The 12,731-nt window shown below is 54.1% G+C and carries 6 protein-coding genes, 3 tRNA genes, 3 rRNA genes and 1 pseudogene; 6 read left to right on the forward strand and 7 right to left on the reverse strand.

What is annotated here, in order from left to right:
• Positions 1 to 674: 674 nt before the first annotated feature.
• From SIB38_RS07425 to SIB38_RS07450, 6 genes are all read left to right on the forward strand, one after another.
• Positions 675 to 2,137 (forward strand): 16S ribosomal RNA (locus tag SIB38_RS07425).
• Positions 2,138 to 2,294: 157 nt separating this feature from the next.
• Positions 2,295 to 2,370: transfer RNA gene (locus SIB38_RS07430), tRNA-Ala, on the forward strand.
• Positions 2,371 to 2,470: 100 nt separating this feature from the next.
• Positions 2,471 to 2,547: transfer RNA gene (locus tag SIB38_RS07435), tRNA-Ile, on the forward strand.
• 621 nt (positions 2,548 to 3,168) lie between these two features.
• Positions 3,169 to 5,999, forward strand: a 23S ribosomal RNA gene (locus SIB38_RS07440).
• Positions 6,000 to 6,131: 132 nt separating this feature from the next.
• Positions 6,132 to 6,246, forward strand: a 5S ribosomal RNA gene (gene rrf / locus SIB38_RS07445).
• Together the 16S, 23S and 5S rRNA genes with 3 tRNA genes alongside form the textbook arrangement of a ribosomal RNA operon.
• A gap of 155 nt (positions 6,247 to 6,401) precedes the next feature.
• Positions 6,402 to 6,478 (forward strand) — tRNA-Met (locus SIB38_RS07450).
• A 188-nt stretch (positions 6,479 to 6,666) separates the two neighbouring features.
• Here the strand turns inward: SIB38_RS07450 and SIB38_RS07455 are convergent.
• The 7 genes and pseudogenes from SIB38_RS07455 to SIB38_RS07485 form a co-directional block, all read right to left on the reverse strand.
• A pseudogene (locus SIB38_RS07455) lies at positions 6,667 to 7,097 on the reverse strand (IS3 family transposase); the annotation flags it as partial.
• Positions 7,098 to 7,199: 102 nt separating this feature from the next.
• Positions 7,200 to 7,865 carry a TetR/AcrR family transcriptional regulator gene (locus tag SIB38_RS07460; protein ID WP_294119111.1) on the reverse strand — a complete coding sequence of 222 codons (666 nt, stop codon included), beginning with the start codon at positions 7,863 to 7,865 and terminating at the stop codon, positions 7,200 to 7,202.
• A 36-nt stretch (positions 7,866 to 7,901) separates the two neighbouring features.
• The gene (locus SIB38_RS07465) at positions 7,902 to 8,942 is read right to left on the reverse strand and encodes a siderophore-interacting protein (protein ID WP_412551719.1); all 1,041 of its coding nucleotides are present in this window, start codon (positions 8,940 to 8,942) and stop codon (positions 7,902 to 7,904) included.
• A 6-nt stretch (positions 8,943 to 8,948) separates the two neighbouring features.
• A complete protein-coding gene (locus SIB38_RS07470) occupies positions 8,949 to 9,725 on the reverse strand; it encodes an ABC transporter ATP-binding protein (protein WP_294119107.1) in 777 nt (258 codons plus the stop codon).
• Positions 9,722 to 10,750 carry a FecCD family ABC transporter permease gene (locus SIB38_RS07475; protein ID WP_412551720.1) on the reverse strand — a complete coding sequence of 343 codons (1,029 nt, stop codon included), beginning with the start codon at positions 10,748 to 10,750 and terminating at the stop codon, positions 9,722 to 9,724. The genes SIB38_RS07470 and SIB38_RS07475 overlap by 4 nt, the downstream gene beginning before the upstream one ends.
• Positions 10,747 to 11,751 (reverse strand): FecCD family ABC transporter permease, encoded by a 1,005-nt coding sequence (locus SIB38_RS07480; RefSeq protein ID WP_294119105.1) that lies wholly within the window; start codon positions 11,749 to 11,751, stop codon positions 10,747 to 10,749. The genes SIB38_RS07475 and SIB38_RS07480 overlap by 4 nt, the downstream gene beginning before the upstream one ends.
• Positions 11,748 to 12,728 carry an ABC transporter substrate-binding protein gene (locus SIB38_RS07485; protein ID WP_412551721.1) on the reverse strand — a complete coding sequence of 327 codons (981 nt, stop codon included), beginning with the start codon at positions 12,726 to 12,728 and terminating at the stop codon, positions 11,748 to 11,750. Before SIB38_RS07485 ends, SIB38_RS07480 begins: the two co-directional genes overlap by 4 nt.
• Between the last annotated feature and the right edge of the window lie 3 nt (positions 12,729 to 12,731).

The following is a 12,731-nucleotide window of genomic DNA, read 5'->3' on the forward strand; positions in this document are numbered from 1 at the left end:
CTGCGAAACAGCCACGATACCGACGCGATACCGATGTTGGTTTTGGCGCGGCTGTTGGGTGTTGCGCGGCGAGTCTTTGGTTGAGTCTGTGGATAAGTGGCGGAGCGATGTGTTTGTTAACCTTGGTTTCGGCAGTAGCTTTGTTATTGGCGGAAATCTGTTCGTGTAAGTAATTGATATTGTTTATTTTTCCAGAAAGTTGGTGATTTTTTGCGGAAAGATGAAAAAAGCGCTTGCGGCTGTTTGGTGTTATGCTTAGAACCCCCTTCACCGGCGGCGCTGAGGCGCACGACGGCGGGACGGACCGGAGCGAGGCGCTGCTTCAGGAAGGGAAGTTCTGGAAATATCGAGCAGTATCAGCGGGTTGCGCTAGTAAGTTAGTAGCGCGGTCGGTTGGTTTTGTCTCTGGGGTTTTGTGCTCCGACGTTGTTTGACATTGAGAATACACTGAAGAGATATGAGGGCGGTTTGGTTCATTTCGATGAGCAAACACCTGCATATCGGCTCTTAGGTCTTTAGGGATCGATGATAGAGTTACAACAGCTTCACTGTTTGGTGGCTTTCTGTACCTTTGGTACTGAAGCACATTGAACAGTTTGAGTTCATCCGGGATTAGCCTCCTGGGTGAGATGTGCAGAGGTTCGAACGTCAAGGATTAGCTGGTAACAGCTATTCAACTTGAGAGTTTGATCCTGGCTCAGAACGAACGCTGGCGGCAGGCCTAACACATGCAAGTCGAGCGCACTCTTCGGAGTGAGCGGCGGACGGGTTAGTAACGCGTGGGAACGTACCCAGATCTAAGGAATAGCCACTGGAAACGGTGAGTAATACCTTATACGCCCTTCGGGGGAAAGATTTATCGGATTTGGATCGGCCCGCGTTGGATTAGATAGTTGGTGGGGTAACGGCCTACCAAGTCTACGATCTATAGCTGGTTTTAGAGGATGATCAGCAACACTGGGACTGAGACACGGCCCAGACTCCTACGGGAGGCAGCAGTGGGGAATCTTGGACAATGGGCGCAAGCCTGATCCAGCCATGCCGCGTGAGTGATGAAGGCCTTAGGGTCGTAAAGCTCTTTCGCCAGGGATGATAATGACAGTACCTGGTAAAGAAACCCCGGCTAACTCCGTGCCAGCAGCCGCGGTAATACGGAGGGGGTTAGCGTTGTTCGGAATTACTGGGCGTAAAGCGCGCGTAGGCGGGTTGTTAAGTTAGAGGTGAAATCCCGGGGCTCAACCCCGGAACTGCCTTTAATACTGGCAACCTAGAGTTCGAGAGAGGTGAGTGGAATTCCGAGTGTAGAGGTGAAATTCGTAGATATTCGGAGGAACACCAGTGGCGAAGGCGGCTCACTGGCTCGATACTGACGCTGAGGTGCGAAAGTGTGGGGAGCAAACAGGATTAGATACCCTGGTAGTCCACACCGTAAACGATGAATGCCAGTCGTCGGGTAGCATGCTATTCGGTGACACACCTAACGGATTAAGCATTCCGCCTGGGGAGTACGGTCGCAAGATTAAAACTCAAAGGAATTGACGGGGGCCCGCACAAGCGGTGGAGCATGTGGTTTAATTCGAAGCAACGCGCAGAACCTTACCAACCCTTGACATCCTAGGACACCTCCAGAGATGGAGCCTTCCTTCGGGACCTAGTGACAGGTGCTGCATGGCTGTCGTCAGCTCGTGTCGTGAGATGTTCGGTTAAGTCCGGCAACGAGCGCAACCCACATCCTTAGTTGCCAGCAGTTCGGCTGGGCACTCTAGGGAAACTGCCCGTGATAAGCGGGAGGAAGGTGTGGATGACGTCAAGTCCTCATGGCCCTTACGGGTTGGGCTACACACGTGCTACAATGGCAGTGACAATGGGTTAATCCCCAAAAACTGTCTCAGTTCGGATTGGGGTCTGCAACTCGACCCCATGAAGTCGGAATCGCTAGTAATCGCGTAACAGCATGACGCGGTGAATACGTTCCCGGGCCTTGTACACACCGCCCGTCACACCATGGGAGTTGGTTCTACCCGACGGCCGTGCGCTAACCTCTCTGAGGAGGCAGCGGACCACGGTAGGATCAGCGACTGGGGTGAAGTCGTAACAAGGTAGCCGTAGGGGAACCTGCGGCTGGATCACCTCCTTTCTAAGGATGCACCTAGCAGATCAACTTGTTGATCTCGTGGATGCACTTAGCAACAGATCGGTACCTTTGCCGATCTATATCAAACGGACCAGGCCGTCCCCATATCTCTTCAGGAACATCGAACCTTGATCACATCCGTGATCATAGCGTTCAGCTTGGGGCCTTAGCTCAGCTGGGAGAGCGCCTGATTTGCATTCAGGAGGTCAGCGGTTCGATCCCGCTAGGCTCCACCAGGATTTGGGCTCAGCAACCACACGGGCCTGCCCTTACGGTTGACTTTGCTTTGCAAAGCAACTCACCGGGCGACGCGTTTTGCCTTTGGCAAAAGCGCTTGGGTCGGTAGCTCAGGTGGTTAGAGCGCACGCCTGATAAGCGTGAGGTCGGAGGTTCAAGTCCTCCTCGACCCACCAACTCACTTCTGAAAGAAGTGAGGCCAACAGCAGTCACGCAAGGCACGCGACAGTGGCTTTTGCTTGCAAAAGCTCACGAAAGCGTCCCTCCGGCTGACATCAACTCGATCATCAAGCACTTGCATAAGTGTTTGATCATCCAGTTGGATGACGACTTCTTCGGAAGTTTTGACATCGTTTAGAGAGATACAAGTTGTTCCAAGACGGCTCTTTGAAAGAGCGGTTTTGAGAATAACAATCAACACTGTTTGATCGCCCTAAGTACGGGGATGATCTCAGTTAGGTGCCGATCCTTTCGAGGTGACGCGAGCCTTTGATCAAGACTGTTTCCTCGGTCTTCCAAGGGTCTGCCTGCTGAAACGAACAGAGTTGTCCAAGTCAAGTACACTAACCCGCAAGATCGAGAGATCTTGCATTGTTCCTTATCCTCTTCGTGGGGCCGACCGACATCGGCAGCGAAGGTTCCAGGGTAAGGAGCGGGAAAAGTATGACTTTTGGTTCAGAAACAGGATTGTGCGGCATGCCAGCCAAACGATCACGAATGACTTAGTCCTCAAGTAGCGCACTGATTTATTTTAGTGGGCGGTAGGACATCAAAACAGTCTTTCTCTTTCTGGATCAAATCAAGCGCGAGAAGGGCGTTTGGTGGATGCCTTGGCAGTAAGAGGCGATGAAAGACGTGATACTCTGCGATAAGCTTGGGGGAGCCGAGAATAGGCTTTGATCCCAGGATCTCTGAATGGGGGAACCCACCTGACAGTTTGTTATAATAGCCTTCGGGCTGCCTATAACTTACTGAACCAGGTACTTTTGACCTGAATACATAGGGTCTTAAGAGCAAACCCGGGGAACTGAAACATCTAAGTACCCGGAGGAAAGGAAATCAATTGATACTCCGCTAGTAGTGGCGAGCGAACGCGGACCAGCCAAGCCTGATAAGTGAGAAGAACCGTTTGGGAAGACGGGCCATAGTGGGTGACAGCCCCGTATTCGAAGCTTTGAAGGATGTATTAAGTAGGGCGGAACACGTGAAATTCTGTCTGAAGATCGGAGGACCACCTTCGAAGGCTAAGTACTCCTTACTGACCGATAGCGAACCAGTACCGTGAGGGAAAGGTGAAAAGCACCCCGACGAGGGGAGTGAAACAGTACCTGAAACCGAACGCCTACAATCAGTTGGAGGCCCCTTGAGGGCTGACAGCGTACCTTTTGTATAATGGGTCATCGACTTGGTCTATCTAGCAAGCTTAAGCCGTTAGGTGTAGGCGCAGCGAAAGCGAGTCTTAATAGGGCGCATGAGTTAGATGGATCAGACCCGAAACCGAGTGATCTAGGCATGGCCAGGTTGAAGGTGCGGTAACACGCACTGGAGGACCGAACCCACATCTGTTGAAAAAGATCGGGATGAGCTGTGCCTAGGGGTGAAAGGCCAATCAAACTCGGAGATAGCTGGTTCTCTGCGAAATCTATTTAGGTAGAGCGTCACACGAATACCCCGGGGGGTAGAGCACTGGATGGGTAATGGGGCCCCACAGGCTTACTGATCCTAACCAAACTCCGAATACCCGGGAGTACTATGTGGCAGACACACTGCGGATGCTAACGTCCGTAGTGGAGAGGGAAACAACCCTGACCTACGACTAAGGCCCCTAATTCATGGCTAAGTGGGAAAGCAGGTGGGACGACCAAAACAACCAGGAGGTTGGCTTAGAAGCAGCCATCCTTTAAAGATAGCGTAACAGCTCACTGGTCTAAATAAGTTGTCCTGCGGCGAAGATGTAACGGGGCTCAAGCCATGAGCCGAAGTCTAGGGATGCGTAAGCATCGGTAGCAGAGCGTAGTGTGACATAGTTCCAATCCTCTTTAGCATTCTTCGGAATGCCTTGGAGGATATGGAGCTTTCGATGAAGCGGGCGCGTGAGCGATCCCGTGGAGAGATCACTAGTGAGAATGATGACATGAGTAGCGACAAAGAGTGTGAGAGACACTCTCGCCGAAAGTCCAAGGGTTCCTGCTTAAAGCTAATCTGAGCAGGGTAAGCCGGCCCCTAAGCCGAGGGCGAAAGCCGTAGGCGATGGGAACTAGGTTAATATTCCTAGGCCAGGAGGATGTGACGGATTGTGAAGGTAGTTCATTCTTATCGGATTGAATGGGCTGCTGATCAGTTCCTGGAAATAGCCCTCCATGAGACCGTACCCTAAACCAACACAGGTGGACTGGTAGAGCATACCAAGGCGCTTGAGAGAACGATGTTGAAGGAACTCGGCAAAATACCTCCGTAAGTTCGCGAGAAGGAGGCCCAGTTTCTACGCAAGTATTGGCTGGGGGCACAAACCAGGGGGTGGCGACTGTTTACTAAAAACACAGGGCTCTGCGAAGTCGCAAGACGACGTATAGGGTCTGACGCCTGCCCGGTGCCTGAAGGTTAAAAGGAGGGGTGAGAGCTCCGAATTGAAGCCCAGGTAAACGGCGGCCGTAACTATAACGGTCCTAAGGTAGCGAAATTCCTTGTCGGGTAAGTTCCGACCTGCACGAATGGCGTAACGACTTCCCCGCTGTCTCCAACATCGACTCAGCGAAATTGAATTGCCTGTCAAGATGCAGGCTTCCCGCGGTTAGACGGAAAGACCCCGTGCACCTTTACTACAGCTTCACACTGGCATCAGGCCATGCATGTGCAGGATAGGTGGTGGGCTTTGAAACCGACACGCCAGTGTCGGTGGAGCCTCCCTTGAGATACCACCCTTGCATCGCTTGATGTCTAACCGCGGTCCGTTATCCGGATCCGGGACCCTGTGTGGCGGGTAGTTTGACTGGGGCGGTCGCCTCCTAAAGCGTAACGGAGGCGCGCGAAGGTTGGCTCAGAGCGGTCGGAAATCGCTCGTTGAGTGCAATGGCAGAAGCCAGCCTGACTGCGAGACTGACAAGTCGAGCAGAGTCGAAAGACGGCCATAGTGATCCGGTGGTCCCGAGTGGAAGGGCCATCGCTCAACGGATAAAAGGTACGCCGGGGATAACAGGCTGATACTGCCCAAGAGTCCATATCGACGGCAGTGTTTGGCACCTCGATGTCGGCTCATCTCATCCTGGGGCTGGAGCAGGTCCCAAGGGTACGGCTGTTCGCCGTTTAAAGAGGTACGTGAGCTGGGTTTAGAACGTCGTGAGACAGTTCGGTCCCTATCTGCCGTGGGTGTAGGATACTTGAGAGGAGTTGCCCCTAGTACGAGAGGACCGGGGTGAACGATCCACTGGTGGACCTGTTGTTGCGCCAGCAGCAGTGCAGGGTAGCTATGATCGGACAGGATAACCGCTGAAGGCATCTAAGCGGGAAGCCCCCCTCAAAACAAGGTATCCCTGAGGACCGAGGTAGACCACCTCGTCGATAGGCCAGAGATGTAAGTGCGGTAACGCATTCAGTTGACTGGTACTAATGGTCCGATAGGCTTGATTTGATCCAGTAAAAGTAAGACTGGAAATCAAAAGCATACACACTACACAATCAGTGAAATGACTTGGACACCAACTCTCGCGCTCAAGTAGCCCTCCGGGCGGTAGCGCAAATGAGTATGAGGCCGTTTGTTCGGTTTGGTGATCATAGCGCGAGTGAAACACCCGGTCCCATCCCGAACCCGGCCGTTAAGCACCGTAGCGCCGATGGTACTGCATCTTAAGGTGTGGGAGAGTAGGTCATCGCCAAACCTAACAAACGACCTCAGTATCTCTCTACGATGAAAAAAAAAAGAATACCTTCAGAACAATCAAAACGTCCTGAAGGGCGACAGATCTCAAACCCAACCGGAAAGAGATCAAACCGGCCTCAAGTAGCCCTACCGGCGGTAGGCCAACCAAACTGTCGCGGGATGGAGCAGCCCGGTAGCTCGTCAGGCTCATAACCTGAAGGTCGCAGGTTCAAATCCTGCTCCCGCAACCAGGTCATCAAATAAAATCAAACACCCCGGTAAGACCAAAATTGGTCCAAATGACCAATGGCTTTAACGCCTCACAGCTTCAGACTCATAACATGAAACGGGGTGGGCCTTGCTGGTGAACTCGATGCCATTGTCAGAAACAATCGTTCCAGGCATCCCATGCAGTGACCCAGTTCATGGGCGCGACTTTTGGGGCGTTACGCTGTGTTGAACGGTGCGGATGCAACACTCTACAGGTTCTACGCTTTGAGATGCGGAACCGGCTTCGCACATGCTCAATGCAGGCACGGCGGTGCATCGGGATTTACGGTTTCCCCGAGCTGCTTCTGACAATATCAGCTTGTCCAGAGTCAGCTCCGACACGACTCTTCGCAGCTGCTCATTCTCCTTCTGAAGCCGTTTGACTTCCTTCAGTCGCCAGGTCCCCCATCGGGACATCGCTTCGCGATACCCTGTCGGGCAATGCATACCTCCATATCGCTTACGCCAGCGACAAAAGGTCTGTTCCCTTTTCTGCATCTACCGGATTGCAGCAATGCGGGGCATTACCTGGCCGCACGGCACCTCTGCTTGTCGTAATTTCGTGAAAACCTCTTCTGGCTTGGGGCGTTTGTGTCCCAACTTGGATCCTCCGTTTCCTAACTATAGGGGCGTAGCACCTCAGTAGGGGAGGGTCACCAATGCCGGTTAATGTCTTGAACAATAAATCTGTAACACGCCATATTAAGATGAGTGGTTGTCAAAAGAGAAGATTGTAAGGATTAGAGACTTACACAACTCTGAAATAGACGCCCGATTGGACTCTTTCGAACTAGAAAGCGTGTAAAGACACGCAATGGTCACTTCGTGTTGTAAGATAAACAATTCTTCAGCGATATTGGGCGGCGGCAGTTTGCCAAATCTGCTGCGCATCATCAGCAGACGCTGGGCGATTTCCATACGGTGGCGGGTTTCCAGTTCGGTCAACTTATGGGAGCTGCTCATTGCCAGACGCAGCCGCCAGTTTGCCGGTGAATTCAGCTTCGGGTCCGACATCGTGCTCAAAAAGGCTTCGACATGTGTGTCCACATCTTCTGGCCCGGAGTCGGCCGGGATTTTTGCAATCAACCCATCCAAAGCTTCCAGTGTTTCGGTCAGCCACCGCCTGAAAAGTTCATAGTAGAGGGCCTCCTTATTGGGAAAGAACTGATAGATTGTTCCGACGCTGACCTGCGCACGAGCACTGATCTTGCGGGTGGTCACATCTTCGGCAGGCCCCTCACTCAACATTTGCAAAGTGGTTGTCAAAATGTGTTCCACCCGCTTTTGAGAGCGGATTTGCTGTGCCTTTCGGCGGCGCGCGACGCCTTCTTTGGTTTTTGCAGTATCGGAATTAGATGTCTGGCTCATCGGCTGAATACGTTATGGTTGTGGGCGATTGTAGAACTACATCGTATGGTTATGGTCCGTCCAGTAAGCGGCAATCATGCGTTTCTGTTTGGGATGGTTTTTGACGGGGGGCATTTTGCGAAAGGCTTCGGTTTGCAGATTATCAGCAGCGAACCAAAGGTAGGCGCCGGGATGGCGTGCAAGGGCCTCAACGGCGATGGCGGCCAAGCTGGAGCTCTTAGTGGGGCGCAGCCATGTGAGGCGCATGCCTTCTGGAACGTTGAAGTCATAGGTTTGGGCATCAGATCGATTTAGCAGCAGCACCTCGCCGCACACATTGGGTACGTGTTCCAAAATACGCGCTATTGCTGGATAGGCCGCTTCGTCTCCACAGATGACGAGGGTCTCGACATTTAGAACCCCGCCGCCTCCGGGACCAATCAAAGCAATCTCGTCGCCGCGTTTCAATCCTTGCGCCCATTCAAAGGCTCGGCCGCCGCTGTGATTGTAGATGTCGACAGTTGCAATGCCGCGCGTTTGATCAAAGTGGCGCACAGTATAGACAGGACGATGCAGGGCATCGTGACCTTGCGGCCATTGCACGGCTCCGTTGCGACCCATCGTTGGCCAAGTCGGATTGGGAGCCGCTGCATCCGGGATCAGAAACCGGAAGTGCAGCGCACGGTCGTCAAATAGATCAGGTTTGCTTAGCTTGAGGGACAGACGGTGAAAGTCCGCATTTAGAGGCTCTGAATTGACAACTTCGGAAAATTGGAAATTTGGCGGGTACTGCGTGGCCTCAAGGCTGTCAGACCAGGTCAATCCGTCTGCAACGTCTGGCAGGTAGTGGGCAAGGTGTTCGACAATGCCTTCGCGCACAACATGAAGATCGGTCAAAGTCGCCGCCGCCAGGCTGATCCGGACTCCCTTGTCGCGATCAGCAATGGAAAACCGACCAAATTCGCTTTCTATTTCCACACAGTCTGAGAGGTTTCGCAGAATAGGAAGCGCGTGTTCTGCCGCTTCAAACAGAACCATCTGGCGCATGGCCGCAAAGCTGAGGCCTTCCACATCCGCATGGGCATTAACAGTTGTCATGTTGGATTACCTCGCAATCACATGGGGCAGACCAGTGACCGGATCCGGCAGAATGGTGCTGTCCAAGCCAAAAATAGCCTGCATATTGTCGGCCGTAACCACCCCTTCGGGCGCGCCCTGAAGGAGGATTCCTCCATCTTTGACAGCGACAATGTGATCGGAATAGCGGGTGGCCAGATTGATGTCATGTAAGACCATGGCCACGGTGAGACCGCGTTCCTTCTGCAGCTTTTGGATCAGGTTCAGAATTTCAATCTGATGCGGCAGGTCCAGGAAGGTTGTTGGTTCGTCCAAGAGCAGAATATCCGTGTCCTGAGCCAAAACCATCGCGATCCAGGCGCGTTGACGCTGTCCGCCTGACAATTCGCCCAGCAAGCTATTTTGTTGCGAGCTTAACCCGACCTGCTCGCAGCACCATTCTACGATCTCTTGATCCTTTTGGGACCATTGGCGCAACGCAGATTGGTGCGGCGTGCGTCCGCGGATTACAAGATCCATCACGCGCATCGCGTCTGGAGCCTCAGAGGTTTGCGACAGTAGGGCGACCTTGCGGGCGACATCTCTTGAGCGCTGCTCCGTAATCGATACACCCTCAAGGGAAACGCCACCTTTCGTCGGCGTCAGCACCCGAGCGAGACAGCGCAGTAAGCTCGACTTGCCGCTGGCATTTGCTCCGACAATTGAAGTGATTTTTCCCTTTGGAAGGTCCAGCGAAATGTCCTTCAATACCTCGGTCTTGCCATAGCTCAGATAGAGGTTTGATGCAGAAAGTGGCGCGGTCATTGAAGTCGCTTTCGTGTTTGCAAAAAGAGGGTCCAAATCAGCACGGGTGCGCCGACGAGAGCGGTGAAAATCCCTGCGGGTAGGCTGAGGCCGCCAGGCAGAGCATTTGCAGCTGTATCTGCCCCAAGTGTTACGAGCGCCCCAACAAGCGCTGCAGTCAACAAGGACGGACGCATGGTGCGGGTTAGGCCGTGAGCGATGGGGCCAGAGACAAAGGCAACAAACGGCAGAGGACCGACGGCGCCAACCGCCAGGGCGACAAGAAGCACGGCCAAGGCAAAGCCCCAAAGGCGCGTGCGGTCCACACGGATGCCGAGTGTCTGGGCGGTTTCATCACGCAAGGCCAATCGAGCAATTGAAAACTGCGCGTAGAAGCAGATCGGTGCCAATATCAGCAAACCGATCCAGACCAAGGTCACATCCTGCCAGCTACGGGCGTCCAATGACCCAACAAGCCATTTGGCGATGTCTGATGCGTCATTCACAGTGAAAGTCGTCATCAGCAGATCGTTCACTACGCTCAACGTCATGGTGATGCCGATCCCCATCAGCACAATTTGGCCCGGGCGGATGCCGCGGTTCCAAGCGAGGCCCAAGATGAGTACAGCGGCTAACGTACCTCCGGACAGAGCACCGAAAAGAATGGCAGCAGTGGACCCGGAGATCAGAACGGCGAGCACGGCGCCGACGCCAGCCCCGGCGGTGAAGCCAATGATGTCGGGCGAGGCCAGAGGGTTGCGTAGCTGGGTTTGGACAATTTCTCCAGCGAGGCCAAAAGCAAGTCCTACGCCGATTGCGACCAAAAGGCGGGTTAGGCGGTGATCGATGACAATCATGCGGGTCACCGCATCGCTGTCGCCCCGCAAAGCAGCCGTTAGATCCGCAAATGTGATCGGATAGGTTCCGCCTAAAAGGGCATTTGCTGCGAGGCAGGCGAGAACCACAACGAGCAGGATGTTCACGACCACGAGCCGGGTGGGCCACCGCCAAGACAGTGAAGCGATGCGAAGAGTTACAGATCTCATAGCGCCACCTCCGTTCTTTGGCGAACCATGACCACCAAGGCGGGTCCGCCAATCAAGGCCATCATCACGCCGGCCTCAACGGGGCGGTCTGGCACAAGCAAACGCCCAGCCAAATCTGCCGTCAGTGCAAGTAGGCCACCCAATATTGCCGACCCCAGAGCGAGCGCGCCCACGTTCATGCGCACAAAAGGGCGGACCAAATGCGGAATAATCAACCCGACGAAGGCGATAGGACCAGCCAAGGACACTGTGGCGCCGCAGAGAATGACAATTGCAAATACTGTCACGGCGCGGGCAAGGCCCACACGTGCTCCGAGGCTTTTGGCCGTGTCTTCCCCTAATACGAGCGGGTCCAGCATCACAGCTGCGATCGCGGCCAGCACAAAGCCGATCCCAAACAGGGGGAGCATGGCAAAAAGCGAGGCTCGAGTGATTTGATGGAAACCACCCAGAGCCCAGAAGCGAAGTGTATCAAGCGCTTCTCGGCTCAGGATCAAAATTGCCCAGGACAAAGCTAGAAACAGAGCGCTAACCGCTGCCCCTGCCAAAATCAGGCGCAGGGGATCAGGTCCATTGCGGTGGCGTGCACCCCCCAATCCCAATACCAACAGCGCGGCGCATCCGGCGCCGACGAGTGCCGGAACAATTAGCCCGGTTTGGCTGCTAATCCCCAGGCCCCATGTGGCCAGCACGACGCCAAAAGCTGCGCCTCCGTTCACGCCGAGCAATCCGGGATCGGCCAAGGGATTGCGTGACATCACCTGCATCAACGCGCCCGCGAGCCCAAGGCTGGCCCCACCCAGCAGCGCGGCAAAGGTGCGGGGTAGCCTGAGATCGCGCACTACAATGTGCGCAGGATTTTCGCTGTCAAAGGTGGTGACCGCTGAGGCTACATCTATCCAACTTAAAGGCCAGACGCCCAAGCGCAGAGATAATACGGACAACGCCAACAGGCTTAGCGACACCAAAAGCGCGGCTTTGCGATGAAACAACGTGGTCATTGCGAGCTCACTTTTTTGTCTGAAGTCCATCCAGGAACAAGCGTGTTGGGATCACCGTCAAAAGCCGCGTCTAGCAGCGGGATCAATGTGTCCAGCGCGTAATTCAGAGACAAAGGACTGGAGTGGTTGAGTGCGGAGGTGAGATCAAAATCGGTGTAAACCTCTCGCCCGTCGCGATAGGCCTTCAGCGTTGGACGCAGTACGATGTCATCGAGAGCGGCATTGATGCTTGGCGCATGTACCCAAATCAAAACATCGGTGTCCAACGTGCCAATATTTTCTTGTTCAAGGCGGATGAAGTTGGCGTCAAAGCGTGCAATTTTTGCCAGTTCCGAAGGCAAGGAGAACCCAAGATCTTTCAGAAAACGGCCCCGCAAATCTGACTCACCATATGCGCTCAGGCGAGGGGCATATGCGGCCACAGCGGTTGCGTTTTGCCACTCTGGGTGGGCAGCGCGAATGTCGGCAAAACGCGTCTCAAGATCGTCGACGATGCGCTTGGCTTCGGTGTCTCGATCCAACGCGCGCCCCAACTGACGTGTCATTTGTTGCCACGAGGCACTGTAGGGACTTTCATCTTTCGGGTGCGCCAATGTCGGCGCGATTTGGGACAAAAGGGCATACTCCGCTTTCGTCATCCCCGACCATTGCCCTACAATCAGATCAGGCTCGAGCAAGGCAATCTGGTCAATGTCGATTCCGCCATAGATTACAGTTGGTTCAGCATCTCCTAGGGCCTCCTGCGCCCAAGGCCAAACGCCAAAATCATGCGGCCCATACCAATGGCGCAACGCGATGGGTTTTACACCCAGAGCAAGCAGAAAATCGTGCCCAATATAAGAGAGGGAGACCACACGTTTGGGAGCCACATTGATTTCAGTAATGCCGTAGGCGTGTTCCACTTGCCGTGGAGACGCAGATGCACTGGCATTGATGGATAGCAATGCCAGTGCGACGAGTGTGTGCACAACACGCATGGA

The organism is Shimia sp. MIT910701, assembly GCF_047126315.1.
In the GTDB taxonomy this organism is placed as follows: domain Bacteria; phylum Pseudomonadota; class Alphaproteobacteria; order Rhodobacterales; family Rhodobacteraceae; genus Shimia.

What these genes read in the sequence shown, in the direction of transcription:
- SIB38_RS07460 (WP_294119111.1), bottom strand. Translation starts at nt 7,865, where the DNA reads ATGAGCCAGACATCTAATTCCGATACTGCAAAAACCAAAGAAGGCGTC.
- SIB38_RS07465 (WP_412551719.1), bottom strand. Translation starts at nt 8,942, where the DNA reads ATGACAACTGTTAATGCCCATGCGGATGTGGAAGGCCTCAGCTTTGCG.
- SIB38_RS07470 (WP_294119107.1), bottom strand. Translation starts at nt 9,725, where the DNA reads ATGACCGCGCCACTTTCTGCATCAAACCTCTATCTGAGCTATGGCAAG.
- SIB38_RS07475 (WP_412551720.1), bottom strand. Translation starts at nt 10,750, where the DNA reads ATGAGATCTGTAACTCTTCGCATCGCTTCACTGTCTTGGCGGTGGCCC.
- SIB38_RS07480 (WP_294119105.1), bottom strand. Translation starts at nt 11,751, where the DNA reads ATGACCACGTTGTTTCATCGCAAAGCCGCGCTTTTGGTGTCGCTAAGC.
- SIB38_RS07485 (WP_412551721.1), bottom strand. Translation starts at nt 12,728, where the DNA reads ATGCGTGTTGTGCACACACTCGTCGCACTGGCATTGCTATCCATCAAT.